Source organism: Streptomyces sp. NPDC101219, assembly GCF_044767675.1.
In the GTDB taxonomy this organism is placed as follows: Bacteria; Actinomycetota; Actinomycetes; order Streptomycetales; family Streptomycetaceae; genus Streptomyces.
Window position 1 is genome coordinate 1 of sequence record NZ_JBIWOK010000024.1, and the last position, 26,501, is coordinate 26,501.

Annotated in this window: 19 protein-coding genes and 1 riboswitch; of the genes, 10 read left to right on the forward strand and 9 right to left on the reverse strand. The window is 73.9% G+C overall.

Annotated features, from left to right (window positions below; translation table 11 throughout):
- Window positions 1-91: 91 nt before the first annotated feature.
- Complete coding sequence (locus ACIRPP_RS30670) at window positions 92-2,554, reverse strand: DNA topoisomerase (ATP-hydrolyzing) subunit A (RefSeq protein WP_403649641.1); 2,463 nt, start codon at window positions 2,552-2,554, stop codon at window positions 92-94.
- An 836-nt stretch (window positions 2,555-3,390) separates the two neighbouring features.
- On the opposite strand from ACIRPP_RS30670, the gene ACIRPP_RS30675 reads away from it, so the two are divergent.
- The 4 genes from ACIRPP_RS30675 to ACIRPP_RS30690 all read left to right on the forward strand — a co-directional run bounded on the left by ACIRPP_RS30675 (window position 3,391) and on the right by ACIRPP_RS30690 (window position 8,197).
- Window positions 3,391-4,764 carry a M16 family metallopeptidase gene (locus tag ACIRPP_RS30675; RefSeq protein WP_403649644.1) on the forward strand — a complete coding sequence of 458 codons (1,374 nt, stop codon included), beginning with the start codon at window positions 3,391-3,393 and terminating at the stop codon, window positions 4,762-4,764.
- Window positions 4,761-6,149: a M16 family metallopeptidase gene (locus tag ACIRPP_RS30680; RefSeq protein WP_403649647.1), complete on the forward strand. Its 1,389-nt coding sequence runs from the start codon at window positions 4,761-4,763 to the stop codon at window positions 6,147-6,149. Before ACIRPP_RS30675 ends, ACIRPP_RS30680 begins: the two co-directional genes overlap by 4 nt.
- Window positions 6,150-6,350: 201 nt before the next feature.
- Window positions 6,351-6,512, forward strand: a riboswitch (cyclic di-AMP (ydaO/yuaA leader).
- 12 nt (window positions 6,513-6,524) lie between these two features.
- Entirely contained in the window at window positions 6,525-7,298 is a 774-nt protein-coding gene (locus ACIRPP_RS30685) for a M23 family metallopeptidase (protein ID WP_403649650.1), read from the forward strand.
- Between the two features lie 203 nt (window positions 7,299-7,501).
- Window positions 7,502-8,197 carry a GntR family transcriptional regulator gene (locus ACIRPP_RS30690; protein ID WP_403649653.1) on the forward strand — a complete coding sequence of 232 codons (696 nt, stop codon included), beginning with the start codon at window positions 7,502-7,504 and terminating at the stop codon, window positions 8,195-8,197.
- Window positions 8,198-8,354: 157 nt separating this feature from the next.
- Here ACIRPP_RS30690 and ACIRPP_RS30695 read toward each other — a convergent pair whose 3' ends face one another.
- Window positions 8,355-8,636, reverse strand: a complete 282-nt coding sequence (locus tag ACIRPP_RS30695; RefSeq protein WP_205079543.1) for an HPr family phosphocarrier protein — start codon at window positions 8,634-8,636, stop codon at window positions 8,355-8,357.
- 177 nt (window positions 8,637-8,813) lie between these two features.
- On the opposite strand from ACIRPP_RS30695, the gene ACIRPP_RS30700 reads away from it, so the two are divergent.
- From ACIRPP_RS30700 to ACIRPP_RS30715, 4 genes are all read left to right on the forward strand, one after another.
- Entirely contained in the window at window positions 8,814-11,639 is a 2,826-nt protein-coding gene (locus ACIRPP_RS30700) for a GNAT family N-acetyltransferase (protein WP_403649656.1), read from the forward strand.
- 97 nt (window positions 11,640-11,736) lie between these two features.
- The gene (locus tag ACIRPP_RS30705) at window positions 11,737-12,324 is read left to right on the forward strand and encodes a DUF5998 family protein (protein ID WP_403649659.1); all 588 of its coding nucleotides are present in this window, start codon (window positions 11,737-11,739) and stop codon (window positions 12,322-12,324) included.
- Window positions 12,324-13,553, forward strand: a complete 1,230-nt coding sequence (locus ACIRPP_RS30710) for an alkaline phosphatase family protein (RefSeq protein WP_403649663.1) — start codon at window positions 12,324-12,326, stop codon at window positions 13,551-13,553. Before ACIRPP_RS30705 ends, ACIRPP_RS30710 begins: the two co-directional genes overlap by 1 nt.
- 79 nt (window positions 13,554-13,632) lie before the next feature.
- On the forward strand, window positions 13,633-14,283 hold the full coding sequence (locus ACIRPP_RS30715; protein ID WP_403649666.1) for a thymidine kinase: 651 nt from the start codon (window positions 13,633-13,635) through the stop codon (window positions 14,281-14,283).
- A 150-nt stretch (window positions 14,284-14,433) separates the two neighbouring features.
- On the opposite strand, the gene ACIRPP_RS30720 is transcribed toward ACIRPP_RS30715, so the two are convergent.
- From ACIRPP_RS30720 to ACIRPP_RS30730, 3 genes are all read right to left on the reverse strand, one after another.
- The gene (locus ACIRPP_RS30720) at window positions 14,434-15,321 is read right to left on the reverse strand and encodes a PhzF family phenazine biosynthesis protein (protein ID WP_403649669.1); all 888 of its coding nucleotides are present in this window, start codon (window positions 15,319-15,321) and stop codon (window positions 14,434-14,436) included.
- Between the two features lie 183 nt (window positions 15,322-15,504).
- A complete protein-coding gene (locus ACIRPP_RS30725) occupies window positions 15,505-17,637 on the reverse strand; it encodes an SDR family NAD(P)-dependent oxidoreductase (protein WP_403649672.1) in 2,133 nt (710 codons plus the stop codon).
- Between the two features lie 21 nt (window positions 17,638-17,658).
- Window positions 17,659-18,408, reverse strand: coding sequence for a TetR/AcrR family transcriptional regulator (locus ACIRPP_RS30730; protein ID WP_403649675.1), 750 nt, complete (start codon window positions 18,406-18,408; stop codon window positions 17,659-17,661).
- 56 nt (window positions 18,409-18,464) lie between these two features.
- Here ACIRPP_RS30730 and ACIRPP_RS30735 point away from each other — a divergent pair, with 56 nt between their 5' ends.
- A complete protein-coding gene (locus tag ACIRPP_RS30735) occupies window positions 18,465-19,997 on the forward strand; it encodes an MFS transporter (RefSeq protein ID WP_403649678.1) in 1,533 nt (510 codons plus the stop codon).
- Window positions 19,998-20,241: 244 nt separating this feature from the next.
- Here ACIRPP_RS30735 and ACIRPP_RS30740 read toward each other — a convergent pair whose 3' ends face one another.
- Window positions 20,242-21,042, reverse strand: coding sequence for a VOC family protein (locus tag ACIRPP_RS30740; RefSeq protein WP_403649681.1), 801 nt, complete (start codon window positions 21,040-21,042; stop codon window positions 20,242-20,244).
- Window positions 21,043-21,370: 328 nt separating this feature from the next.
- Here ACIRPP_RS30740 and ACIRPP_RS30745 point away from each other — a divergent pair, with 328 nt between their 5' ends.
- A complete protein-coding gene (locus tag ACIRPP_RS30745; protein ID WP_403649684.1) occupies window positions 21,371-22,222 on the forward strand; it encodes a sulfurtransferase in 852 nt (283 codons plus the stop codon).
- A gap of 261 nt (window positions 22,223-22,483) precedes the next feature.
- On the opposite strand, the gene sepH is transcribed toward ACIRPP_RS30745, so the two are convergent.
- The 3 genes from sepH to ACIRPP_RS30760 form a co-directional block, all read right to left on the reverse strand.
- A complete protein-coding gene (gene sepH, locus ACIRPP_RS30750; RefSeq protein WP_403649687.1) occupies window positions 22,484-23,533 on the reverse strand; it encodes a septation protein SepH in 1,050 nt (349 codons plus the stop codon).
- A 393-nt stretch (window positions 23,534-23,926) separates the two neighbouring features.
- A complete protein-coding gene (locus tag ACIRPP_RS30755; protein ID WP_403649690.1) occupies window positions 23,927-25,246 on the reverse strand; it encodes a D-arabinono-1,4-lactone oxidase in 1,320 nt (439 codons plus the stop codon).
- Window positions 25,206-26,444: an MFS transporter gene (locus ACIRPP_RS30760; protein WP_403649693.1), complete on the reverse strand. Its 1,239-nt coding sequence runs from the start codon at window positions 26,442-26,444 to the stop codon at window positions 25,206-25,208. Before ACIRPP_RS30760 ends, ACIRPP_RS30755 begins: the two co-directional genes overlap by 41 nt.
- Window positions 26,445-26,501 lie beyond the last annotated feature (57 nt).

The following is a 26,501-nucleotide window of genomic DNA, read 5'->3' on the forward strand; positions in this document are numbered from 1 at the left end:
AGCACCCCAGACCCTTCATCTGGACCAAGACCGCCGACGAGATCCTCGACAAAGTCGCCGCCTACTGCCGACGAATCTCCGACTCAGGTCACTAGACCTGGACCGGCCCGGCGACCACCGACACCGGCTTGCCCAGGGACACGCCCGAGCCGTCGCGGCGCGGGTCGGGCTCCGGCAGGGCGACGGCCGCGCCGTTCTTCTGCGAGGCACGGGCCGGCGCGGGGCCGACCCAGGCCAGGGACAGGCAGTCCTCGCTCTTCAGGAACCGCTGGCAGCGCACTCCGCCGGTGGCCCGCCCCTTGCGCGGGTACTGGTCGAACGGGGTCAGCTTGGCCGTCGTCTGGACGGAGTCGTCCAGCGTGCCGCGCGATCCCGCGACCGTGAACACCACCGCGTCCGCCGAGGGGTCGACCGCGGTGAAGTGGATGACCTTGGCGTCCGCGGACAGCTTCACGCCCGCCATCCCGCCCGCGGCCCGGCCCTGCGGGCGGACCTGGGCGGCCGGGTAACGCAGCAACTGGGCGTCGTCGGTGACGAAGACCAGGTCCTCCTCGCCCGTGCGCAGCTCGACACCGCCGACGATCCGGTCACCGTCCCGCAGCGAGATGACCTCCAGCTCCTCCTTGTTGGAGGGGTAGTCGGGCACCACCCGCTTGACGACGCCCTGTTCGGTGCCGAGCGCCAGACCGGGCGACGACTCGTCGAGCGAGGTCAGACAGACGACCTCCTCCTCGGCCTCCAGGGAGACGAACTCCGCGAGGGGAGCCCCGCCCGCCGTGTTGGGCACCGGCATGTCCTCGGGGAGCTGGGGGAGGTCCACGACGTTCAGCCGGAGCAGACGGCCCGCAGAGGTGACCACCCCGACCTCGCCGCGGGCCGTGGACCGCACCGCCGAGACGATCACGTCGTGCTTGACCCGCTTGGCGGGCGCCTTCTCCGGGAACGGCTCGTCGTTCGCCGTACGGGCCAGCAGGCCGGTCGAGGACAGCAGCACGCGGCACGGGTCGTCCGCGACCTGCAGGGGCACGGCGGCGGCCGGCGTACCGGCCGAGTCCAGCAGCATCGTGCGCCGGTCGTTGCCGAACTTCTTCGCCACCGCGGACAGTTCGGCGGACACCAGCTTCCGCAGCTCCGCGTCGGAGTCCAGGATCCGGGTCAGCTCCTCGATCTCCGCGTTCAGCCGGTCCTTCTCCGCCTCCAGCTCGATGCGGTCGAACTTGGTGAGGCGGCGCAGCGGCGTGTCGAGGATGTACTGCGTCTGGACGTCGCTGAGCGAGAACCGCTCCATCAGGCGCTGCTTCGCCTCGGCGGAGTTGTCGCTGGAGCGGATCAGCCGGATGACCTCGTCGATGTCCACCAGGGCCGTGAGCAGGCCCTCCACGAGGTGCAGCCGGTCGCGCCGCTTGCCGCGACGGAACTCCGAGCGCCGCCGCACGACGGTGAAGCGGTGGTCGAGATAGACCTCCAGGAGCTCCTTCAGGCCCAGCGTGAGCGGCTGGCCGTCCACCAGCGCCACGTTGTTGATGCCGAAGGACTCCTCCATGGGCGTCAGCTTGTACAGCTGCTCCAGGACCGCCTCGGGCACGAAGCCGTTCTTGATCTCGATGACCAGGCGCAGCCCGTGCTCACGGTCGGTGAGGTCCTTGACGTCGGCGATGCCCTGGAGCTTCTTCGAACCGACCAGGTCCTTGATCTTGGCGACGACCTTCTCCGGGCCGACCGTGAACGGCAGCTCGGTGACCACCAGGCCCTTGCGGCGCGCGGTCACGTTGTCCACGGTGACCGTCGCGCGGATCTTGAACGTGCCGCGGCCCGTCCGGTAGGCGTCGCGGATCCCGGACAGGCCCACGATGCGCCCGCCGGTGGGCAGGTCGGGACCCGGCACGTGCTTCATCAGGGCGTCGAGGTCCGCGTTCGGATACCTGATGAGGTGGCGGGCCGCGGCGACGACCTCGCGCAGGTTGTGCGGCGGCATGTTGGTGGCCATGCCGACGGCGATGCCGGAGGCGCCGTTCACCAGGAGGTTCGGGAACGCGGCGGGCAGCGCGACCGGTTCCTGCTCCTGGCCGTCGTAGTTGGGGGCGAAGTCGACCGTGTCCTCGTCGATGGACTCGGTCATCAGGCTGGTCGCCTCGGCCATCCGGCACTCGGTGTACCGCATGGCGGCCGGCGGGTCGTCGTTGCCCAGGGAGCCGAAGTTGCCGTGGCCGTCGACCAGGGGGACCCGCATGGAGAACGGCTGCGCCATGCGCACCAGGGCGTCGTAGATCGACGCGTCGCCGTGCGGATGCAGCTTGCCCATCACCTCGCCGACCACGCGGGCACACTTCACGTACCCGCGCTCCGGCCGCAGACCCATCTCGTTCATCTGGTAGACGATGCGGCGGTGTACCGGCTTGAGTCCGTCGCGCGCGTCCGGCAGGGCGCGGGAGTAGATGACCGAGTAGGCGTACTCGAGGAAGGAGCCCTGCATCTCGTCGACGACGTCGATGTCGAGGATCTTCTCCTCGTACGGGTCGTCGGGCGGCGGGGTCTTCGTGCTGCGGCGGGCCATCGCTGCCGGCTCCTTGCTGAGCGTGGGACGGATCTGACGCGGACCATTGTGGACCGCCGCACCGACAACCGGGACCAGGACCCGGTGCGGGACGTCCGGTGCGGGCGGGGTCGTGGCGGCGCGAGCAGAGTACGCGCCCACCGGGCCGAACCGTCGCGCGGGCTCCGGCAACCCGCCCTCCGGGGACGTCCGCAGCGGGCCGCACGGGCCACCGGATCCCTCCCGGGCGGGACACCGGATCCCGTCCGCGCGGGACCCCCGGCCCCCCGCGCGCGGGACCCCCGGCCCCCCGCGCGCGGGGCGCCCGGCAGCCCTCACGCGGGACGTCCGCCCTCACGCGCGCGGGCCCGCCGGCAGCCCGCGCGGGCTGCCCGGCACCCCCACGCGGGACGTCTGGCCTCAGTGCGCGCGGTCCCGCCGTCTGCCGGTGCGAGCGCTCCCCGCCCTCCAGCCCGCTCGGACCCGCCGGCCGCCCGCGCGGGCGGCCCCGGCCCCCACGCCACCCCTCACGCGCGAGACGTCGGCCCCCACGCGCGCGCAGACCGGGCCGCCCGCGCGTGAGGGAGGGCTCCGCCGGCGGCCCCCGGAGGAGCCACACAACCCGAGGCACGCTCCCGGGCAGGCGCCCCGCCCGCCACCCCGGCCGTCGCGGGCACTCCGCCCGTCCCGGGCACCGCACGCGCGCCACCACGCGCCACCACGCGCCCCGGGTTCTCGCTGTGGGCGTAGCCCGTGGCCTCCGGGAACTTCGCCGGTCCTCCGGACGCTTGCATACAGTGGCAGGACCGGCAGAAACGGCGGGTGGGACCACCGCCTCCGCGATCGAAGGGACGTACATGCCCATGGGTCACACGGCCACAGCCCAGGCAGGCTCCGGCGGCCTGACAGCGACCGAGCACCGCCTGGCCAACGGCCTGCGCGTGGTGCTCTCCGAGGACCACCTGACCCCGGTCGCCGCGGTGTGCCTCTGGTACGACGTCGGTTCGCGCCACGAGGTCAAGGGGCGCACCGGCCTGGCTCACCTCTTCGAGCACCTGATGTTCCAGGGCTCCGCCCAGGTCAAGGGCAACGGTCACTTCGAACTGGTCCAGGGCGCGGGTGGCTCGCTCAACGGCACCACCAGCTTCGAGCGCACCAACTACTTCGAGACCATGCCCGCCCACCAGCTGGAGCTCGCCCTCTGGCTGGAGGCCGACCGCATGGGCTCCCTGCTGGCCGCCCTGGACGAGGAGTCCATGGAGAACCAGCGCGACGTCGTCAAGAACGAGCGCCGCCAGCGCTACGACAACGTGCCCTACGGCACGGCGTTCGAGAAGCTGACCGCCCTCGCCTACCCGGAGGGCCACCCCTACCACCACACGCCCATCGGCTCGATGGCGGACCTGGACGCGGCGACCCTGGAGGACGCCCGCCAGTTCTTCCGCACCTACTACGCGCCCAACAACGCCGTGCTCTCCGTCGTCGGCGACATCGACCCCGAGCAGACGCTCGCCTGGATCGAGAAGTACTTCGGCTCCATCCCGTCCCACGACGGCAAGCCCGAGCCGCGCGACGGCTCGCTGCCGGACGTGATCGGCGAGGAGCTGCGCGAGGTCCTCGTGGAGGAGGTGCCCGCGCGGGCGCTGATGGCCGCCTACCGGCTGCCCGAGGACGGCACCCGCGCGTGCGACGCGGTGGACCTGGCGCTCACCGTCCTCGGCGGAGGGGAGTCGTCGCGGATCTACAACCGTCTCGTGCGGCGGGACCGCACCGCCGTCGCGGCCGGGTTCGGTCTGCTGCGGCTCGCCGGGGCGCCCTCCCTGGGCTGGCTGGACGTCAAGGCGTCCGGCGACGTCGAGGTGCCGGTGATCGAGGCCGCCATCGACGAGGAGCTCGCCCGGTTCGCCGAGGAGGGCCCCACGGCCGAGGAGTTGGAACGCGCCCAGGCCCAGCTGGAGCGCGAGTGGCTGGACCGGCTCGGAACGGTGGCGGGCCGCGCCGACGAACTGTGCCGGTACGCCGTCCTGTTCGGCGACCCGCAGCTCGCCCTGACCGCGGTGAGCCGGGTCCTCGACGTGACGGCCGAGGAGGTCCAGGAGGTCGCCAAGGCCCGCCTGCGCCCCGACAACCGCGCGGTGCTCGTCTACGAGCCCCTCGCCGCCGGGGACGAGGCACCCGCCCAGGCCGCCGCGGCCGCCGGCACCGACGAGAACGAGGAGGCGGCGAAGTGACCGAGCTCGCCACGATGGACTTCCACCCCCGGCCGCAGGCGGGTGACGCCAAGCCCTGGGCCTTCCCGGCCCCCGAGCGGGGCACGCTCGACAACGGCCTGACCGTCCTGCGCTGCCACCGCCCCGGCCAGCAGGTCGTCGCCGTCGAGGTGGTCCTCGACGCGCCCCTCGACGCGGAACCGGCCGGCCTCGACGGCGTCGCCACGATCATGGCGCGGGCCTTCTCCGAGGGCACCGACAAGCACTCCGCCGAGGAGTTCGCCGCCGAACTCGAGCGCTGCGGCGCCACCCTGGACGCCTTCGCCGACCACCCCGGCGTCCGCCTCACCCTGGAGGTGCCGGCCTCGCGGCTGGCCAAGGGCCTGGGCCTGCTCGCCGACGCCCTGAGGGCACCCGCCTTCGCCGACAGCGAGATCGAGCGTCTGGTCCGCAACCGCCTCGACGAGATCCCGCACGAGCTGGCCAACCCCTCCCGCCGGGCGGCCAAGGAGCTATCCAAGGAGCTGTTCCCCGCCGACGCGCGCATGTCGCGCCCCCGGCAGGGCACCGAGGAGACCGTCGCGAGCATCGACTCGGCGGCCGTGCGCGCCTTCTACGAGAAGCACGTGCGTCCCGCCACGGCCACCGTCGTGGTCGTCGGCGACCTGACCGGCGTCGACCTCCCGGCGCTGCTCGGGGACACGCTCGGCGCGTGGACCGGCTCGCCGGGACAGCCCCGGCCGGTGCCGCCCGTGATCGCCGACGACACCGGCCGGGTCGTGATCGTGGACCGTCCGGGAGCCGTCCAGACGCAGCTGCTCATCGGCCGCGTCGGCGCCGACCGGCACGACCGGGTGTGGCCCGCGCAGGTGCTCGGCACGTACTGCCTCGGCGGCACCCTCACCTCCCGCCTGGACCGCGTCCTGCGCGAGGAGAAGGGCTACACCTACGGCGTCCGCTCCTTCGGCCAGGTCCTCCGGTCCGCGCCGGACGGCACGGGCGCGGCCATGCTCGCCATCAGCGGCTCCGTGGACACCCCGAACACCGGGCCCGCGCTGCAGGACCTGTGGAACGTGCTGCGCACCCTCGCCGCCGACGGGCTGACCGACGACGAGCGGGACGTCGCCGTGCAGAACCTGGTGGGCGTCGCACCCCTGAAGTACGAGACGGCGGCGGCGGTCGCGAGCACCCTCGCCGACCAGGTGGAGCAGCACCTGCCCGACGACTACCAGGCCGAGTTGTACCGCCGGCTGGCCGCGACCGGCACCGTGGAGGCCACCGCGGCGGTGGTGAACGCCTTCCCGGTCGACCGGCTGGTGACCGTCCTGGTCGGTGACGCCGCGCAGATCAAGGCGCCCGTGGAGGCGCTCGGGATCGGCGAAGTGACCGTGGTGGCGGCCGAGTAGACCGCCGCGGCGGCACTCCCGCGTGGGGGCCCTGGTGACGAGAACGTCACCAGGGCCCTCTTATGCCCGAATTGAGGCGGAGGCTGCCTGTCTGCCCTGTGGCATGCGCTACAAAAACCGGGATCCGTTTGGGGATTGACCCGCCTCCCGCATAGCTTCGTGCGGGCTGTTCGTCAGGCAGTGCGCCGCGTCCGCGGCACCGGACAGTCATCGCCGAGTCCCCGTACGGCGCGAGCCAGGGGAGCCGGGGACCCACCGTCCCTGGGGTGAATCGGGCGCCCGCGCGTGTCGCGAGGGGGTCCGTAGGAGACCTTCCTGCTCCGAACCCGTCAGCTAACCCGGTAGGCGAGAGGGAAGGAAAGGACCAGCCTGTACATGGCGTTCACCCGCGCCACCGGCAAGCACCGCCGCCCCGGCCGCATCCACCGCGGCACCGCTCGTGCGGCGGGCGTCGCGGCCCTGACCGGCAGCGGCGTCGTCGGCTCCCTCGCGGCACCCGCGCTGGCCGCCGAACCCGCCGCGGCCCAGACCGGTATCACCCCCGTCATCACCCTCGGCGACACCGTCGCCGACCGGATCGACGCCCAGGCGGCCGCCCAGCACGAGGCCGCCCGTGAGGCCGCCGAGGCCGAGGCCCGCAAGGCGGCCGAGGAGGCCGCGCGCGAGAAGGCCGCCAAGGAGGCCAAGAAGGCCCGCGCCGAGAAGGAGCGCGCCGCCCGCGAGGCCGAGCGGGAGCGGCTCAACGCCTTCGTCTCGCCGATCCCGGGCTCCTACGTGTCCACCGGCTACAAGACCGGCGGCGCCGTCTGGTCCTCCGGCAGCCACACCGGTGTCGACTTCCACGCCGCGAACGGCACGCCCGTCCAGTCCGTCGGCGCCGGCACGGTCGTCGAGGCCGGCTGGGGCGGCGCCTACGGCAACCAGGTCGTCATCAAGATGCACGACGGCACGTACACCCAGTACGGCCACCTGTCGTCCGTCAATGTCTCGGCCGGCCAGCAGGTCGCCCCGGGCCAGCAGATCGGCCTCTCCGGCTCGACCGGCAACGTCACCGGCGCGCACCTGCACTTCGAGGCCCGCACGAGCGCCGACTACGGCTCGGACCTCGACCCGGTCGCCTACCTCCGCGCGCACGGCGTCTCCCTCTGACGGGTGCGCGGGCAGGCCCCGCGCCCACCCGGAACACCGCACGGCCCCGGCTCCCCGAGCCGGGGCTTTCGCGTTCCTCCGAATGTTGTCCAAAAAACAGGCATGAATGGTCCCTCGGCATCAATCAATCCGGTGAATTGCAATAGAGTCACGGAACGGACGCCTGACGACGGCGTTGCACGGGAAATAGCCGGAGGTCGCCCATGCGTGTTCCCGCACATTCACTGTGCGCCGCCGTCCGGGACGACATCGTCGCGGGAGTCCACGCGCGCGGAAGCCGGCTCACCGAGGAACTCCTGGCGCGCCGCTACGGCGTGTCCCGGGTCCCGGTGCGCGAGGCGCTGCGGACGCTGGAGGCGGAGGGGTTCGTGGTGACCCGGCGGCACGCGGGCGCGTGCGTCGCCGAGCCCACCGAGCGGGAGGCCGCGGACCTGCTGGAGATGCGTCTGCTGCTCGAACCCCTCGGTGCCGCCCGCGCGGCCCAGCGCCGTACCGACGCCCACCTCAAGGTGCTGCGCGGCCTCGTCCGCCTGGGCCAGGAGCGGGCCCGCCAGGGGAGCAGCGACGACCTGCGCTCCCTCGACGGCTGGTTCCACGAGACGCTGGCCCAGGCCGCGGCGAGCCACGCCCTGGCCTCGACCCTGACCGGGCTGCGCCACAAGATCGCCTGGATGTACGCCGTGGCGGAACCGGCCGACCCGGCCCCGACCTGGACGGAGCACGGCCTGATCGTGGACGCCGTGGCCCGCGGCGACGGGGAGCGGGCCCGGGCGGCCACCGCCCAGCACCTGGAACGGGCGCACGCCGCGCACCGGCTGCGTCCCGCCTCCGGCGCCGGACCCGCGGAGCGTGTGAGGACCTCGAAACATTCCGTCAACACACCGGGCGTACGGAATTAATACGGGCGCGGTATACAAAGAGGCGCGTAATTCGGGGGGTCCCTTTTCCTGCCCGGAAAAGGGAATGCGAAAGGCCCGCCCGGAGAACCGGGCGGGCCTTTGTGCCGATGCGGTGCGCGTCGGACGGGTGACGGTCACCGTGAAACGGGTCCGGGTGTCAGACCGTTTCGGGCAGTTCCTCGAGGCCCTCGGCGACCAGCTTGGCGAGCCGGTCCAGTGCGGCGTCCGCGCCCTCGGCGTCGGACGCGAGCACGATCTCCTCGCCGCCCTGGGCACCCAGGCCCAGGACGGCCAGCATGGAGGCCGCGTTGACGGGGTCGCCCCCGGCCTTGGCGATCGTCACCGGGACGCCTGCGGCCGTGGCGGCTCGGACGAAGATGGAGGCGGGGCGGGCGTGGAGACCCTCGGCCCAGCCGACGTTGACGCGGCGCTCAGCCATGTGATGCTGCCCTTCGCTGCTCAGGGTTGTCTAGACCAGTTTCCCATATGGTGAAGCATGCCGGCGCGGCACCTGCTCCCGCTCCGGGCACAGGGCCGGACCGCGGCCTCGGCCCTGCCCTGCGCACCCATAGCCTGCCTCGCGCCGTCGCCGGAAGCGAGCCGTACGCTGGGGCCCATGCAGACCTCCTCGGACCGGCACGAGTACCCCGCTCACTGGGAGGCCGACGTGGTGCTGCGCGACGGCGGCACCGCCCGCGTCCGCCCCATCACCGTCGATGACGCGGAGCGCCTGGTCAGCTTCTACGAGCAGGTGTCGGACGAGTCGAAGTACTACCGCTTCTTCGCGCCCTACCCGCGCCTGTCCGCGAAGGACGTCCACCGCTTCACGCACCACGACTTCGTGGACCGGGTGGGACTCGCGGCCACCGTCGGCGGCGAGTTCATCGCCACCGTACGCTACGACCGGATCGGCGCCGACGGGACGCCCGCATCCGCCCCGGCCGACGAGGCCGAGGTCGCCTTCCTCGTCCAGGACGCCCATCAGGGCCGTGGCGTGGCCTCCGCCCTCCTCGAGCACATCGGTGCGGTCGCGCGGGAGCGCGGCATCCGCCGGTTCGCCGCCGAGGTGCTGCCCGCCAACACCAAGATGATCAAGGTGTTCACGGACGCCGGGTACACCCAGAAGCGCAGTTTCGAGGACGGCGTCGTCCGCCTGGAGTTCGACCTGGAGCCCACCGACCGCTCCATGGCCGTGCAGCGGGCGCGCGAGCAGCGGGCCGAGGCGCGCTCCGTCCAGCGCCTCCTGTCGCCCGGCGCCGTCGCCGTGATCGGCACCGGCCGCACCCCCGGCGGCGTCGGCCGCAGCATCCTCGACAACATCCGGGACGCGGGCTTCACCGGACGGCTGTACGCCGTCAACAAGGCGCTCCCCGAGGGCACGGAGGAACTGGACGGGGTGCCCGCCTTCCGCTCCGTGCGGGACATCGAGGGCCCCGTCGACCTGGCGGTCGTCGCGGTCCCCTCCGACCGCGTGCCCGAGGTCGTCGCCGAATGCGGCGCACACGGCGTCCAGGGACTTCTCGTGGTCTCCGCGGGCTACGCCGAGTCCGGCCCCGAGGGACGCGAACTCCAGCGGGCCCTGGTCCGGCAGGCGCGCACCTACGGCATGCGGATCATCGGCCCGAACGCCTTCGGCGTCATCAACACCGCGCCCGACGTCCGGCTCAACGCCTCCCTCGCCCCCGAGCCGCCCCGCCCCGGCCGGATCGGCCTGTTCGCCCAGTCCGGCGCCATCGGCGTGGCCCTGCTGTCGCGCCTGCACCGGCGCGGCGGCGGCGTCACCGGGGTCACCGGCGTGTCGACCTTCGTCTCCTCCGGCAACCGGGCCGACGTCTCCGGCAACGACCTCCTGCAGTACTGGTACGAGGACCCCGACACCGACGTCGTCCTCATGTACCTGGAGTCCATCGGCAACCCGCGCAAGTTCACCCGCCTCGCGCGCCGCACGGCCGCCGCCAAACCGCTGGTCGTCGTCCAGGGCGCCCGGCACGGAGCGGGACCGCGCGGCCACGCGGTCCGCGCCACCCGCCTGCCGCACGCCACGGTGTCCGCGCTGCTGCGCCAGGCCGGGGTGATCCACGTCGACACCATCACGGAACTCGTCGACGCGGGCCTCCTCCTCGCCCGCCAGCCGCTGCCCGCCGGCCCCCGGGTCGCGATCCTCGGCAACTCCGAGTCCCTGGGCCTGCTCACCTACGACGCCTGCCTCGCCGAGGGCCTGCGCCCCCAGCCCCCGCGGGACCTCACCACCGCGGCCTCGGCGGCCGACTTCCACGACGCACTGGCCGGGGCCCTGGCCGACGACACCTGCGACGCCGTCGTCGTCACCGCCATCCCGGCCGTGGGGGAGGGCTCGGTCGGCGACGCCGCGCTCGCGGACGCCCTGCGCTCGGCCGCGGCCGCCGCCCCCGCCAAGCCGGTCCTCGTCGTCCACGTGGAGCTCGGCGGCCTCGCCGAAGCCCTCTCCGCCGCGGCGAGCACCGCACCGCAGCCCACGGCCGGCCCCCCGCCCGTGCCCCGCACCGCCCAGCCCTCCCCGGTCCCCTCCGACGGCCCCCGGCCCGCACCGCCCGAGGGCGCCCACCTCATCCCCGCCTACCCGGCCGCCGAACGCGCCGTCCGCGCGCTGGCGCACTCCGTCGAATACGCGCAGTGGCGCCGGGACGCCGCCGACCCCGGCAAGGTGCCCGAGTACGACGACATCGACGAGAAGGCCGCCGCCGCCCTCGTCGACCGGCAGCTCACCAGCGGCCAGGGCCTCACCCTCGGCCAGGACGAGACCTGCGACCTGCTCGGCACCTACGGCATCCACGTGCACCGCGCGCTGCCCGCCCCGAACCCCGACGCCGCCGCCGGGGCCGCCCGCAGCCTCGGCTACCCCGTCGCCCTCAAAGCCACCGCCCCCCACCTGCGCCACCGCGCCGACCTCGGCGGCGTCCGCCTCGACCTCGCCGACGAGGAACAACTGCGCAGGGCGTACACCGAACTGACGGAGCTGTTCGGCACCCCCGAGGAGCTGCGGCCCGTCGTGCAGGGCATGGCCCCGCGCGGCGTCGACACCATCGTCCGGGCCGTCATCGACCCGGCCGCCGGGGCCGCGCTCTCCTTCGGGATCGCCGGGCCGCCCTCGCAGCTGCTCGGCGACATGGCGCACCGCCTGATCCCCGTCACCGACCGGGAGGCCGGGTCCCTGGTCCGGGCCATCCGGACCGCACCGCTCCTCTTCGGCTGGCGCGGCTCCGCCCCCGTCGACACCCCCGCCCTGGAGGAACTGCTGCTACGGGTGTCCCGGCTGGTCGACGACCACCCCGAGGTCGCCGCGGTCACCCTGGAGCCCGTCGTCGTCGCACCGCAGGGCCTGAGCGTGCTGAGCGCCTCCGTGCGCCTGGCCCCGCCGCCCGCCCGCGACGACCTCGGCCCCCGCACCCTCCCCGCCTACTGACGTACCGGCCGGGCGCCCCGGCCGCCGCCGAGAGCCGCGGGAACCCGAGGACACGGAGCGGTGCCTCGCAGTCAGCGGTCCCCCGTAGGATGGGCGCATGGCCAAGACCAGTACGACGACCCAGGGGCTGCGGGCGGCGATCGAGCGCAGCGGCTACTACCCGGCCCTCGTGGCCGAGGCGGTGGAGGCCGCCGTGGGCGGCGAGCCCATCCGGTCGTACCTGGTCCATCAGGAGACGACGTTCGACCAGAACGAGGTGCGGCGGCACGTGACCGTGCTCGTCCTCACCGGCAACCGCTTCATCGTCAGCCACACCGACGAGCAGTCCGCCGACAGCACCTCCCCGACGCCCTACGCCACCACGTCCACCGAGTCGGTCAAGCTGAGCCGGATCTCGTCCATCGTGGTCAGCCGCGTGGTCGCCAACCCGGAGTCGTACACGCCCGGCACGCTGCCGCGCGAGGTCGTGCTCACCATCGGCTGGGGCGCCGTCTCGCGCATCGACCTGGAGCCCGCGGCCTGCGGCGACCCCAACTGCGAGGCCGACCACGGCTACACGGGCAACTCCACGGCCGATGACCTCAGCCTGCGGGTCAGCGAGGCCGGCGACGGCCCGGAGACGGTGCGCCAGGCCCTGGCCTTCGCGCAGGCGCTCTCCGAGGCGACCGCGGACCAGACGCGCTGATGGCGTACCCCACGCAGCCCACGCCTCCCGCGCGGCCCACGGCCACCACCGGCTGGGGGTCCCACCCCGAGCCCCTCGCCCCGGACACCGCGCCCGTGCCCCAGTACGGCAGCGGATCGCTCGCCGACCTGCTGCCCACCATCGCCGCCGGCATGGACGTACCCGGCACCACCGCCGCCATCGCGGAACTCGCGCCCGCCGACCGGTGCTGCGTGTTCCTGATCGACGGACTCGGGTGGGAGCAGCTGCGCGCCCACCCCGACGAGGCGCCGTTCATGACGTCCCTGCTGGCCGCCTCGCGCGGTGGCACCGGCCGCCCGATCACCGCCGGCTACCCGGCGACGACCGCCACCTCCCTGGCCTCCGTCGGCACCGGCCTGCCGCCCGGCGTGCACGGCCTGCCCGGCTACACCGTCCGCAACCCGGACACCGGCGAGCTGATGAACCAGCTCCGCTGGCAGCCCTGGACCCAGCCCGCCGCCTGGCAGCCGTATCCCACGATCTTCGAGCTGGCCCACCGGGCGGGGGTCCACGCCGCGCAGGTCTCCTCCCCGGCCTTCGTCAACACGCCGCTGACGAAGGTCGCGCTCAGCGGCGGCACCTTCCACGGGCGGCTGTCCGGCGAGGAGCGCATGGACCTGGCGGCCGGACAACTGGCCGCCGCCGACCGCTCCCTGGTTTACACGTACTACTCCGACGTCGACGGCGCCGGCCACCGCTTCGGCGTGGACTCCGACACCTGGCGCGGCCAGCTCATGTACGTCGACCGCCTCGTCCAGCGCCTGGCCGAGCAGCTCCCCGCGCGCAGCGCGCTCTACGTCACCGCCGACCACGGCATGATCGACGTGCCTTTCGACGAGGAGCACCGCATCGACTTCGACGCGGACTGGGAACTGAGCGCCGGGGTCGCCCTGCTCGGCGGCGAGGGCCGTGCCCGGCACGTGTACGCCGTGCCCGGCGCCGCCGGCGACGTGCTGGCCTGCTGGCGCGAGGTGCTCGGCGAGCAGTTCTGGGTCGCCTCGCGCGACGAGGCGATCGCGGCGGGCTGGTTCGGCCCGCGGGTGGACGAGCGGGTGTACGGGCGCATCGGCGACGTGATCGCCGCGGCGCGCGACGACGTCCTGCTGATCGCCTCCGAGCGGGAGCCGAAGGAGTCGGCGATGGTCGGCAACCACGGTTCGATGACCCCTGCCGAGCAACTGGTCCCCCTGCTCGAAGTACGCTCCTGAGGCCCGCACCACCCCAGCCGACCCCGCACACCCACCACCGGAACCCGCCCGATCCTGGCCGAAAGGTGCCCGACCCCCCATGCCCGAGCTGGTGTTCTTCTCCGGAACCATGGACTGCGGGAAGTCGACGCTGGCTCTGCAGATCGAGCACAACCGTTCGGCCCGCGGCCTGGCGGGGGTCATCTTCACCCGCAACGACCGGGCCGGCGAGGGCAAGTTGTCCTCCCGCCTCGGCCTCGTCACGGACGCGGTTGAGGTCGGGGAGGGCGCCGACCTCTACGCCCACCTGGTCGACCACCTCTCGCAGGGCGGACGCGCGGACTACGTGATCGCCGACGAGGCGCAGTTCCTCGACCCCGAGCAGATCGATCAACTCGCCCGCGTGGTGGACGACCTGGACATCGACGTCTACGCCTTCGGCATCACCACCGACTTCCGTACCCGCCTGTTCCCCGGCTCGCAGCGGCTCGTGGAGCTGGCCGACCGGGTCGAGGTGCTCCAGGTGGAGGCCCTGTGCTGGTGCGGCGCCCGCGCCACCCACAACGCCCGTACGGTCGGCGGGGTCATGGTCGTCGAGGGCGCCCAGGTGGTGGTGGGCGACGTCACCGACTCCGCCGACGAGGTCGGCTACGAGGTGCTCTGCCGCCGCCACCACCGCCGCCGCATGACCGCGGCCACGGCCCGCGCGGCGGCCCTGTCCCCGGACGTCCTGCCGGTGCCGACCGCCTGACGGGTCGCGCCCGGCCGACCCGTTCCGGCGCCGCCGACACTCCGACCGGGCGCGGCCAGGCGGATGCGGGCTGCCGCGTCGCCGGCCGCCGCAACGCCCGCCGTCAGCCGATTCGGGTACCCGCGTCGTCGGCCGCCGCACCGCGCGCCGTCAGCCGATCTGGGTTCCAGCGCCGCTGATCCGGGTCCCCGCGCCGCCGACCCGGACGCGCGGGTCCCCCGCGCGCAGCGTCACCGTCAGCTCGCCCCGACGGCCCAGGTCCTCGCCCTGGTGCAGGGTGAGGACGGCGTCCGCGGGGACCAGGCCCAGCTCACGTGCGTACGCGCCGAACGCGGCGGCCGCGGCACCGGTCGCCGGGTCCTCCACGACACCGCCCACCGGGAACGGGTTCCGCACGTGGAACACGTCGGCCGACTCCCGCCACACCAACTGCACCGTGGTCAGGTCCAGGCGCTGCATGAGCGCCTCCAGGCGGGCGAAGTCGTAGGCCAGGTCCGCGAGGCGGGCCCGGGTCGCCGCCGCCAACACCAGATGGCGGGCCCCGGCGAAGGCGATCCGGGGCGGGAAGTCCGGATCGAGGTCGGCGGACGGCCAGCCGAGCGCGGCCAGCGCCTCCGTGAGATCGGCGGCAGCGACCTCCGCCACCCGCGGCTCGACACTGGTGAGCGTGGCCCGCAAGGCCCCGTCCACCTCGGTCACCTCCACCGGTACGGTGCCGGCCCGGGTGGCGAACACCAGCTCCCCGGGGCCGGTCCGCTCGGCGAGCGCGACCGCCGTCGCGACGGTCGCGTGCCCGCAGAACGGCACCTCCGCCCTGGGACTGAAGTAACGGATGCCGTACGCCCGTCCGCCGAGTCCCTCGGGGGGCGCGGTCAGGAACGCGGACTCCGAGTACCCTAGCCCGGCGGCGATGGCCAGCATCTCGTCGTCGCCCAGTCCGGTGGCGTCCAGGACGACACCGGCGGGGTTCCCGCCGTCGGGGGTGCTGGAGAAGGCGGTGTAGTGCAGCACTTCGGGCTTCGGCGTGTTCGTCGTCATGATCCGGCCAACACCGGCCGGGGCGCGGCTGTTCCGGCTGCGGGTCCGGCCCGGGGCCGGGGCCAGGCTGCGGTCAGGCGGGTCCGCGCGCGGGTGGCCGCGCGCGGCCGGTGCGTACGTGTCCCCTTCGTGCGGCCTTCGTGGAGCCGGACACCCGGAGCACAGAGGGGCAGGTCGCCGTGCTCAGCCCGAGTGTCCGTGCCGGCGTCGCAGGCCCTCGGCGAGCGGGGCCTTCGCGAAAGCGCCGGCCGCGAGGCGGGAGGCGACGGTCCGCCGCACGATCCGGTCGGCCAGCGCCGGCACGTGCCGGGCGAGCGCCATCTCCGTCCGGCCGCGGCGGGTCGTCGCCACGTCGCGCGGGGCGCGCCGGACCGTGACCGCGGAGACCACCGCGGACACCACCCCGTCCAGGGGCTCCGGCCGGGACACCCCGTCCAGGGAGAGGCCCGCCTCGCGTGTGCTGTCGTGGATCGGGCTGCGCACCATGCTCGGGTAGACGGTCGTCACGCCGACGTGCGTGCCGACCTCCAACCGCAGCGTGTCGGCGTACGCGGCGAGCGCCCGCTTGGAGACGCCGTAGGCGGCGGCCAGCGGCAGCGGCAGCAGCGCCATCCGCGAGGCGATGAACACCACGCGGCCCCGGGCGCGTTCGAGGTGCGGCAGCGCGGCGGCCGTCACCTCCCAGGCGCCGAGCAGGTTGAGCCGGATCTGCTGGTGCACCTCGTCCGAGGGCCGCAGTTCCGCGGGCGCCGGTCCGCCCCGGCCCGCGTTGTTGACCAGCACGTCGACGCCCCCGCCGAGCAGCCGGACCGCCTCGTCGACCGCCTTGGTCACCGACTCGGGGTCGGTCAGGTCGCAGCCCACCACGGGCACCGGTGCCGTCCCGTCCGCCACCAGGTCCAGCCCGACGACCCGCGCGCCGAGTGCGGTGAACCGTTCGCCGAGCGCCCGGCCGAAGGTTCCCGACGCGCCGGTCACCAGCACCCTGCGCCCGTCCATCCGGGGGGCCGTGCGCCTCCCTGCCGTCAGGTCCCGGGCCACCTGGCGGAGGTAGCGGTCCACGTCGATGCGCATGTGCGGACGCTTCGCACCCCACCGTTCCCGCGCCGCCTGGAGTTCCGAGGTGACCTCGGCCAGCATCCGGTCCCGGTGCGGCCTGCGCAGCCGTCCGGACAGATGTGCGGCCAGCAGTCTGCCCTGCGCCTCGACGACCGGCAGCGCCGATCCCGTGGACTGCATGAGGCCGACGAAGGACAGCGCGGGCTCGTCGAGCGGGAACACGTGCCGGTACAGGGACAGCCGCGCCGGATCGGGCACCAGCTCCGGGTCGAGGAAGGGAACGGTCGCCCGGTACCCGGTGCACCACAGGACGTGGTCCACCTCGTCCTCGCGCCCGTCCGTGAAGCGCACCCGGAGTCCGTCGAAGCGCTCGATGCCCGCCCGTACGCCGATCCGCCCGGCCGCCACCAGCGCCGGGACCGTGTCGCTCAGGGTCGGATGGTCCTGGAGCACGCCCTCCGGCGACGGGGGCAGCGCCGGCCCGTCCTGCCCCCGGGCCGCCAGCCGCAGCATCGCCTGGGAGACCTGCTGGCGCAGCCGCCACGGCAGGACAGCCGCGAGCGCGCCGTTCCACTGGTCGGTGGGACGGCCCAGCAGCCGCTTGGGCAGTACCCACACGCCGCGCCGGGCCGACAGCAGCACCTTGCCCGCGTGTCCGGCCAGCTCGGTGGCGATGTCCATCGCGCTGTTGCCGGTGCCGACGACGAGCACCCGGCGGCCGGCGAACGCGGTGGGCTCGCGGTACGCATGGGCGTGCGAGGACGCGCCCGCGAAGGTGCCGGGGTACGGCGGTTCGGGCAGACTCGGGGTGTGGTTGTGGCCGTTCGCGACCACCAGATGCGCGACGGTCTCCTCGAACCGGCCCTCGGGCCCGTCTAGTTCGAGCAGCCAGCCCTCCCCGGAGCGCCGCGCGGTGACCAGCTCGGTGTTCATGCGGTAGTGCCGCGGGACGCCGAAGCGCTCCGCGTACTCCCGCACGTACGACAGGAGCTGGGAGCGCGAGGGGTAGTCGGGCCACTCGGCGGGCATCGGGTGGTCGCTGAACTCGGTGCGCGGCTTCGACGTGTTGAGCCGCAGCCCCTCGTAGGCCGCGGTGTCGTCGGAGAGCCGCCACAGGCCGCCCAGTTCCGCGGCGCGCTCCACGCCGAACACCTCGACGCCCGCCTCCAGGAGGGCCTTGACCGCTGCGATGCCCGCGACCCCGCCCCCGACGACGGCCACCCGTCCCGGCCCCGCCGTGTCCTGCTCCGCGCCCATCGCCTCGCGCCCTTCGCCGCCCTAATCCAACGTGCGAGGGATTATTACCTCCGGACCGGCGCCGGCACCAGACCCCGCCGGTCCGCCGGCCGGCGGCGGACCGTACAGCGCGTCGAGGAAGCGGCGCACCCACAGGCGGAACTCGTACCGCTCGCGCTCGCGGTCGGCGGGGGAGGCCGCGGCCAGCGCCGTGACGTGGCCGTGCGCGGCCCACACCAGGCTGCGCACCGTGACGTGCGGGGTCGTCTCCCGGATCGTCCCGGCCTGGGCCGCCTCCAGCAGGGCGCGTTCGACCTCCCCGTACAGCGGCAGCGCGTACGCGCGGTCCAGGCCGCCGCCGCGCGTCGGGTCGAGCCAGCGGCGCAGCCACAGGAACGTCGTGTGCGGGTGTTCCTCCAGGAAGTCCACGAAGCCGTCGGCGAGCGCCCGCAGCGCCGCGGCCAGCGGCGGACCCCCCTCCGTGGCGGCCCGCCCGAGATCCGCCACCAGCGGGGCGAGCGCCGCCCGCTCCGCTTCGTGCACCCGCTCGAAACAGGCGTCGTACAGGACGTCCTTCGCCGGGAAGTGGTGGTGCAGGCTCGACACGTCGATGCCCACCCGCGCCGCGATGTCGCGCAGCGACGTCCCCTCCGCCCCCCGCGCCGCGAACAACGCAGTGGCCTCCCTCAGGATCAGCTCGCGGGTTGGGGGCCCGTCCCGCTCCGCGCGCCGGGGCCTGCCCGGCCCGCGCCGGGCGGGCCGCTCATCGGGTGTCTGACCGCTCTTCCTCATCCGGCCCAGTCTGGCTAGGATCCGCAGACCTCGCAATCAAGCAGTTGGGGGATTTCATGAGCGCTACCACCGGGTCCGAAGCCGTTCCCCCCGGACACGGGGCGCCCCCCGCTGCCGACACGGACACCGCCGACACGGACACCGCCGACACGGACACCGCCGGGATCGACACCGCCGACACGGACACCGCCGGGATCGACACCGCCGGGACCGACACCGGGGGCGGCGCGGAGGTGCCCCGCGCCGCCCTCCTGCGCTACGCCCTCGGCTCAGCCGGCATGGGCGTCTACGTGACCGTCCCCGGGCTGCTGCTCCTCTACTTCCTCACCGACACCCTCGGAGTGGCGCCGTGGCTGGCCGGACTGGCGCTGCTGTTGCCGAAGGCCGTCGACATCGTTCTGCACCCCTTCGTCGGCTCCCTCTCCGACCGCGAGCGCGCCCGCCGGGGCACCCGACTGCGGCTGCTGACGGCGGGCTGCGCGCTCGCCCCGGCGTTCGTCGCGCTGTTCGCGGTGCCCGGGCCCGTGGCCGACCGGCCGTGGGCGGCGGCGGCCTGGGTGGCCGGCTGGTTCGTCGTCGCCAACGCCCTGTTCGCCGCCTACCAGGTGCCGTACCTGTCCACGCCCACCGACATGACGGTCGGCTACCACGGCCGGACCCGGGTGCTCTCCTTCCGGATGGTGGTCCTCACGGTCGGCATCCTGGTCGGCGGTGCAGTGGCACCGCTCCTGGCCGGAGAGGGCGACTCGGTCGCCCGGTACGCGGTCATGGCTCTCGCCCTCGGCGCCTTCACCGTCGTCTTCCAGGCCGTCGGCGTCGGCGGTGTCCGCGCCCTCGTGCCCGCCGGGCCCCCGCGGGACGCCCCGGCCCCGGAGCGCACGGCACCCGGGCGGGCCCTGGGCCAGGTAAGGGACGTGCTGCGCGCCAATCCGTCCTTCCGGGTCCTGGTCTCCTGCTACCTCCTCGTCTCCACCACGACCCACCTCGTGCTGGCCGGCCTGCCGTACTACGCGCGGCACGAACTGGGCCGCCCCGGCTTCACCACCGTCCTCATGGCCGCCTTCGTGGCCCCCGCCCTGCTCACCACCCCCCTGTGGTTCCGCCTCTCGCGGAGCTGGGGCAAGCAGCGCTGCCTGCTCGTGTGCCAGGGCTTCTTCGTCGTCGGCGCGCTCGGTCTCGCCGCCGGCGACGCCGCCGGGATCGCGGTGCCGGTGCTGTGCACGCTGCTGCTCGGGACGTGCTTCGCGGGCCTGCAGCTCTTCCCGTTCGCGATGGTCCCGGACACCGTCCGCGCGGGCGGCGGCGCCGAGATCGAGCGGACCGGCGCCTACACCGGCGTGTGGACCGCGACGGAGGCCACGGGCGCCGCGGCCGGCCCCTACCTGTACTCGGCGGCCCTCGGCCTCGGCGGGTACGCAGCCGCACGGGCCGGCGAGGAGGTCACCCAGACCGGCGGCGCCCACACCGCCATCCTCCTGGGCTTCACAGTGCTGCCCGCCCTGCTCATGGCGGCCGCCCTGGCGGTGCAGTCCCGCTACCGTCTCGACGCGCGCCTCACCCGGGGCGGGGCCCCGGTGGACGGCGGGTGAGAGCGGCCGAGGTGTCTGACGGGGCGTGAGCCGCCGGGCGACCCGGCCGTCGTGATGCGGGATCAGGTGACCCGACCGGCCGGGACCGCACGCCTACCGCCCCCGCAGCCACAGTGGACAGGGCCCCTGACGGCACTACCACCGGCTCCGTCCTGCCGGACAGGCCCGCCCCCTCCGCGGCCGACGACCCCGCTCCCACGCGGCGCGGGACCCGCAGACGCGGCGGTCCGAGGCGCCCCGCGGGTCAGTCCGCCGGCTGCAGCAGCGCGAAGCGGGCCCCCTCCGGGTCCGCCACCGTGGCCACGCGGCCGTGGGCGCTGTCCCGGGCGGGCTTCAGCACCTGGCCGCCGAGGTGCACCACGTGGTCGGCCGCGTCGTCGGCGTCGGCCACCGTGAAGTACGTCAGCCAGTGCGGGCCCCGGTCCCGGGGCAGGGCGTTGCCGACCCCGTGGACCCCGGCCACCGGGCGTCCGTCCAGCTGGAGGGTGACGTAGTCGAGGTCGGCGGACACCACCGGCTCCTCGTCGTAGCCGAACACCGTCTCGTAGAACTTGGCGACGTGGCCCGACTCGAAGGTCGTCAGCTCGTTCCAGGCGGGCGTGCCCGGTACGCCGGTGACGGCTGTGCCGAAGGGCTCGGCCACCTGCCACACGCCGAACACGGCACCCGCCGGGTCCACGCCGATCGCCAGGCGCCCGGCGTCGGCGGCGTCCAGCGGGCCCACGCCCACCGTGCCGCCGCACGAGCGGATCACCTCGGCGGTCCGGTCCGCGTGGGCCGAGGCGAAGTACGGGGTCCAGGCGATGGGCAGCCGGCGGTCGGGCGGCAGCAGGCCGATGCCGGCCACGTCGGCTCCGTCGAGCAGGGCCCGCACGTACGGGCCGAGCTGCTCGGGCCCGGGCCGGAACTCCCAGCCGAACAGGGCCCCGTAGAACTCCTCGGTCGCTTGAAGTCCGTGCACCATCAGGCTCACCCAGCAGGGTGTGCCGGGGGTGTGCCGGGGCGCCTCGCCGTTCGGGCGGGCGGTCCCCCGTGCGTCGGTCATCGTCACTCTCTTCTCGGCCGCCCGGCGGCGGCCGTGCTCATCTCGGCCCCGGCGCGGGGTCGTGTCGCATCCGTTCCGCGGACCGTCTCCGTCCCGATGGGCCCGCACCGGCCCGGGCGCCGCGCGCTCACGCGCGTCCCGTGTGACGCCCTGTCCCGGAGGATGCCCGATGTGCGGGCCGTCATCCTTGTCGGCGCGCTGTCGTGCGGGTGGCGATCGGCTGTACAGCATGTGCCCGATCCCGTACGCATGGTGATCGGACCTGTCCGGCGGAGCAGATTAGCCGGACGAGGGCGAGTCGGCCACCCCGTGCGCGAGGATGGTGACCATGAACGCCATCATCTCCGCATCCGAACTCGCGAGCGAACTCGAGGGCTCCCGTCCCCCCGTGCTGCTGGACGTGCGCTGGCAGTTGAGCACCGCCGCAGCGGCCGGTGAGCCGCCCTTCGACGGGCGGGCGGCCTACGCGGACGGCCACCTCCCGGGTGCCGTGTTCGTGGACCTGGACCGGGAGTTGGCGTCCGCACCGGGCGGCCGCGGCCGCCACCCGCTGCCGGACCTCGCCGAGTTCGGTGCGGCGATGCGCCGGGCGGGCGTGTCGGCGGACCGGCCGGTGGTGGTGTACGACGGCGGGCTGGGCTGGGGAGCGGCCCGCGCGTGGTGGCTGCTGCGCTGGACGGGTCACCCGGACGTGCGGGTCCTGGACGGCGGGTTGCCGTCCTGGGATGGGCCGTTGGAGACCTCGGTGCCCCGGCCGGCTTCGGGCGACTTCGAGCCGGTGCCGGCGACGGCGGGGCTGCTCGACGCCGACGGCGCGGCGGAGCTGGCGCGTGCCGGGGTGCTGCTGGACGCGCGGGCGGGGGAGCGGTACCGCGGGGAGGTGGAGCCCGTCGACCCGGTGGCCGGGCACATCCCGGGCGCGGTCTCGGCCCCCACCACGCAGAACGTGGGACCGGACGGCCGTTTCCTGCCCGCCGGGGAACTGGGCGCGCGGTTCAAGGAGCTGGGCGTCACTCAGGGGGTGCCGGTCGGCGTGTACTGCGGTTCCGGTGTCTCCGGGGCGCACGAGGTACTGGCGCTGGCCGTGGCGGGTATCCCGGCGGCGCTGTACGTCGGTTCGTGGTCGGAGTGGTCGTCCGACCCGCGGCGGCCGGTGGCGGTCGGACCGGACCCCCAGTAGTCCGGACCCGCAGTGGTCCGGACACCCAGCAGTCCGGACCCCCAGTAGTCCGGACCCCCAGTAGTCCGGATACCCAGCAGTCCGGACACCCAGCAGTCCGGACCCGCATATGTCCGGACCCGCAGTAGTGCGGACCCGCAGTAGTGCGGACCGGTCCGCCGGCCAGGACCGGAAGCACACCAGGGGCGCTCGCCGCACGGCGAGCGCCCCTGAGTGCGTCACTGCTCGTCAACCGGCCGTGGTCCACAGGACCCGAACGGCTTACTCCTGCTTCTTCCGCCGCGTGCCGAACACGATCTCGTCCCAGCTCGGCACCGCCGCGCGGCGCCCCGGACGGACACCGTCCGCCTCGGCCTGCCGGTCGGTGGCACCGATGAGACGGTCCCGGTGGGCGCCGACCGAACGCGGCATCAGCACGTCCGCGTACGCGGATCCGGCCGAGGCGGCGGGAGCGGGCGGCTCCTCCACCTCGGGCTCGCTGTCCGGTTCCTCCGGAGCCGTCTCGGGTGTGCGCTCCGGCACCACCAGGTCGCCCCGGAAGCTGGGCACCGCCTCCAGCAGGCTGGTCAGCGAGTCCCGTTCACCGGCGGCCGACGCCGTGGCCGTGGTCTCCTCGGCCGGTTCGGCGGCCGGGGGCAGGCTCGGCCGTTCGCGGTCACCGGTGCGGTCCAGCGGCCGGTCGCGCGGCAGCCGGGCGATGCGCGGCACGAACGGGAAGCTGGGTTCGGGCGCGGCGAGGTCGTCGGACTCGCCGATCAGCGAGCGCGCCTCCTCGTCGACGGCCTGGACGAGCCGCCGCGGCGGGTCGTACGTCCAGCTCGCCGAGTGGGGTTCGCCCGCCACCCGGTAGACCAGCAGGACCTCCCAGGTGCCGTCGTCGCGGCGCCAGGAGTCCCACTGCACGGTGTCCTTCTCGGCGCCCCGCAGCAGCAGCCGTTCCTGCACGGCCTCGCCCAGCGGCGGACCGGAGTTCTCCCCGGGCCGCCGGACCGGGGTCTTGCGGGCGCGTTCGGCCATGAAGGCCCGCTCGGCCAGCACCGGGCCCTCGAAACGACGGACGCGGTCCACGGGGATGCCGGCCATCTGGGCGACCTCTTCCGCGGTCGCACCGGCTCGTATACGTGCCTGGATGTCGCGGGGGCGGAGATGGCTCTCCACCTCGATCTCGATCTGGCCGAGGCGGGGACGGTCGCCGCGCACGGCGGCGCGGAGCCGTTCGTCGATCGGAAGCGTGTACTCCGTGCTGTCCGCAGCCTTCAGCACCAGCCGTGTGCCGTCATTCGAGACGGCCACGACACGCAGTTCGGGCATGGGGACCTCCCGGGTGGTGCCTGCCGACGTCACCTGCGTCGCTGCTTCCGCTAGTCGAGTGTGGCCTGCCCGGGTGCAGCCTGCCACAACCTTGCCGAGTTGCCCGGCGTGTCGGGCGCGGGCCCTGGAACGCCGTTATGGCACGGTTACCTGTTCGCAACGCTCAGTGACCCATCGCGTCACCCTGTACAACTAGCCCCCTCTTGGTGGTCCGCGAAGGTCCCGAGCACCCTGACGGGCGACCGGACCCAGGGCTCGCCACAGTACTCCATTCGGGCCACGTGCGTGGATGGGCGCGCCGTCCAACTTCTCGCAAGGGATGGTACTTGGCCGCCCTTCCCGACTTCCGCGATCTTGAACGTGGGGAACTTCACGGAATCACCGGAAACGGAACTAGGAGCCCAGAACCCTGCGGAGATGGTCATTGCGGAAGCGCCGGTCGGGGTCGAGCCGGTCCCGAAGCGCCGTGAACTCGGCGAACCGCGGGTACACGCCGGAGAGATGGGAGGCGTCCCGGGTGTGGATCTTCCCCCAGTGCGGCCGGCCCTCGTGCGCGGTGAAGATGCGCTCGGCCGCGGTGAAATACGCCTGGTGGGGCGTGCCGCGGAACATGTGCACGGCGATGTAGGCACTGTCCCGGCCGGAGGCCGTGGAGAGCGTGATGTCGTCGGCCGGAGCGGTCCGCACCTCGACCGGAAAACTCACCCGCAAAGGTGAACGGTCCACCAACGCCCTGAGTTCACGCAGGGCGTCGGGCAGCGCCTCGCGCGGAACCGCGTACTCCATCTCCACGAAACGCACCCGGCGCGGCGAGGTGAAGACCTTGTAGGGAATGTCGGTGTAGGTCCGCGCGGACAGGGCGCGGCTGGACATCCGCGCGATCGCGGGAATGGCCGGCGGGGCCGCACGGCCGACCCAGTTGGCCACCTGGAAGACGCCGTTGGAGAGGAACTCGTCCTCGAACCACCCCTTGAGCGGCGGCACCGGCCGCTCCGGTCCCGCGCTGCGGTTGTTGCGCTTGGTGTTGGTGCTGCCGGTGTGCGGGAACCAGTAGAACTCGAAGTGCTCGTTCTCGGCGTGCAGTTCGTCGAACTCCGCGAGCACCCGGTCGAACGGCATCGGTTCCTCGCGTGCCGTGAGCAGGAAGAGGGGCTCCACCGCGAAGGTGATCGCGGTGACGATGCCGAGGGCGCCCAGACCGATCCGGGCGGCGGCGAAGACGTCCGGGTTCTCCTTCGCGGAACAGGTGAGCACCGAGCCGTCGGCGGTGACCAGTTCCAGCGCGCGGATCTGGGCGGCTATGGAGCCGGAGTCGCGGCCCGTGCCGTGCGTGCCGGTGCTGACCGCGCCGGACACCGTCTGCTCCATGATGTCGCCCATGTTGGCCAGCGACAGGCCTTCCCGCGCGAGCGCCAGGTTGAGCCGCTTCAGCGGGGTGCCCGCCTCGACGGTGACCGTCCCGGCCGCGCGGTCGATCTCCCGGATCCCGGTCAGCAGGTCGGGACGCACCAGCAGCCCGTCGGTGGCCGCTATGGAGGTGAACGAGTGCCCCGAGCCCACCGCTTTGACCGGCATACCGTCATCGGCGGCCCGCCGCACGGCCGCCGCCAGCTCGTCCACGGAGGCGGGCGTGACCTCCCGCGCGGGGCGCACCGTGACGTTGCCTCCCCAGTTACGCCATGTGCCGTTCTTCGCGCTCACCGTGCTGACCAACGGAGCCTCCCCGACCCGGAGCCGGCCGCTTGAGCCGGCGGTACCCCAGGAAACCGACCACGACCGCGACGGCCCCGGCCACGGCCGAGACCCCGTACCCGGCACGCGCCCCGGCCGCGTCGATCACCCAGCCGGCCGCGGAGGAGCCGAGTGCGACCCCGACCGCGAGCCCGGTGCTCACCCAGGTCATGCCCTCGGTGAGCTGCGCGCGTGGTACGTGCTCTTCGATGAGGGACATGGTCGTGATCATCGTGGGAGCGATGGCCAGACCCGCAACGAACAGCGCCACGGCCAGAAACGGCAGGTTCCCGACCAGTAGGAGGGGGATCATACTCACGGCCATGGCACAGACGCCCAGGAGCCAGCGGCGTTCCGCCGGACCCGCGAAGCGCAGCAGCCCGAAGACGAGCCCGGCGGCACAGGAGCCCAGTGCGTAGAGGGACAGCACCACGCTGGCGGCGGCCTTGTGCCCACGCTCCTCCGCGAAGGCCACGGTGACCACGTCCACCGCGCCGAAGATCGCACCCGTGGCCACGAACGTGGCCACGAGGACCTGCAGGCCGGCGGACCGCAGGGCGGTGCCGCCGCCCTTGCGCTCACGCGGGTGGGGCACCGGTTCGGTGGCGCGCTGCGCGGTCAGCCAGAAGACACCGACCGCCAGGAAGCAGGCGGCGAGCAGCGGGCCCGCCTCGGGGAACCACGCCGTGGACAGGCCGATGGAGATGATCGGCCCGAAGATGAAGCAGACCTCGTCCACCACCGACTCGAAGGAGTAGGCGGTGTGCAGCTGCGGGGTCCCCCGGTACAGGGCCGCCCAGCGGGCCCGGATCATCGCGCCGAGGCTCGGCACGCAGCCGATGCCGACACAGGCCACGTACAGCACCCAGTCGGCCCATCCGTAGTGGGCGGCGAACAGCAGCAGGGCGGCCGCCGCGAGGGACAGCGTGGTCGCCGGGCGCAGCACCCGCCGCTGCCCGTACAGGTCCACCAGACGGGAGACCTGCGGGCCCGCCACGGCCGCGGACAGGGCGATCGTCGCCGACAGGGCGCCGGCCAGCCCGTAGCGCCCGGTGATCTGGGAGATCATCGTCACCACGCCGATGCCCATCATCGACAGCGGCATCCGGCCGATGAACCCCGCGGCGGAGAAACCCTTGGTGCCGGGCGCGGCGAACAGGGCACGATAGGGGCTGGGCACAGGGTCTCCGGAGGATGAGTAAGGCGCCGTCCGAGCCGGCACAGCTTACCGCCCGGT

Coding starts and splice junctions, on each gene's coding strand:
- ACIRPP_RS30670 (WP_403649641.1), bottom strand. CDS start 2,554: ATGGCCCGCCGCAGCACGAAGACCCCGCCGCCCGACGACCCGTACGAG.
- ACIRPP_RS30675 (WP_403649644.1), top strand. CDS start 3,391: ATGCCCATGGGTCACACGGCCACAGCCCAGGCAGGCTCCGGCGGCCTG.
- ACIRPP_RS30685 (WP_403649650.1), top strand. CDS start 6,525: ATGGCGTTCACCCGCGCCACCGGCAAGCACCGCCGCCCCGGCCGCATC.
- ACIRPP_RS30690 (WP_403649653.1), top strand. CDS start 7,502: ATGCGTGTTCCCGCACATTCACTGTGCGCCGCCGTCCGGGACGACATC.
- ACIRPP_RS30695 (WP_205079543.1), bottom strand. CDS start 8,636: ATGGCTGAGCGCCGCGTCAACGTCGGCTGGGCCGAGGGTCTCCACGCC.
- ACIRPP_RS30700 (WP_403649656.1), top strand. CDS start 8,814: ATGCAGACCTCCTCGGACCGGCACGAGTACCCCGCTCACTGGGAGGCC.
- ACIRPP_RS30705 (WP_403649659.1), top strand. CDS start 11,737: ATGGCCAAGACCAGTACGACGACCCAGGGGCTGCGGGCGGCGATCGAG.
- ACIRPP_RS30710 (WP_403649663.1), top strand. CDS start 12,324: ATGGCGTACCCCACGCAGCCCACGCCTCCCGCGCGGCCCACGGCCACC.
- ACIRPP_RS30715 (WP_403649666.1), top strand. CDS start 13,633: ATGCCCGAGCTGGTGTTCTTCTCCGGAACCATGGACTGCGGGAAGTCG.
- ACIRPP_RS30720 (WP_403649669.1), bottom strand. CDS start 15,321: ATGACGACGAACACGCCGAAGCCCGAAGTGCTGCACTACACCGCCTTC.
- ACIRPP_RS30725 (WP_403649672.1), bottom strand. CDS start 17,637: ATGGGCGCGGAGCAGGACACGGCGGGGCCGGGACGGGTGGCCGTCGTC.
- ACIRPP_RS30730 (WP_403649675.1), bottom strand. CDS start 18,408: ATGAGGAAGAGCGGTCAGACACCCGATGAGCGGCCCGCCCGGCGCGGG.
- ACIRPP_RS30735 (WP_403649678.1), top strand. CDS start 18,465: ATGAGCGCTACCACCGGGTCCGAAGCCGTTCCCCCCGGACACGGGGCG.
- ACIRPP_RS30740 (WP_403649681.1), bottom strand. CDS start 21,042: ATGACCGACGCACGGGGGACCGCCCGCCCGAACGGCGAGGCGCCCCGG.
- ACIRPP_RS30745 (WP_403649684.1), top strand. CDS start 21,371: ATGAACGCCATCATCTCCGCATCCGAACTCGCGAGCGAACTCGAGGGC.
- sepH (WP_403649687.1), bottom strand. CDS start 23,533: ATGCCCGAACTGCGTGTCGTGGCCGTCTCGAATGACGGCACACGGCTG.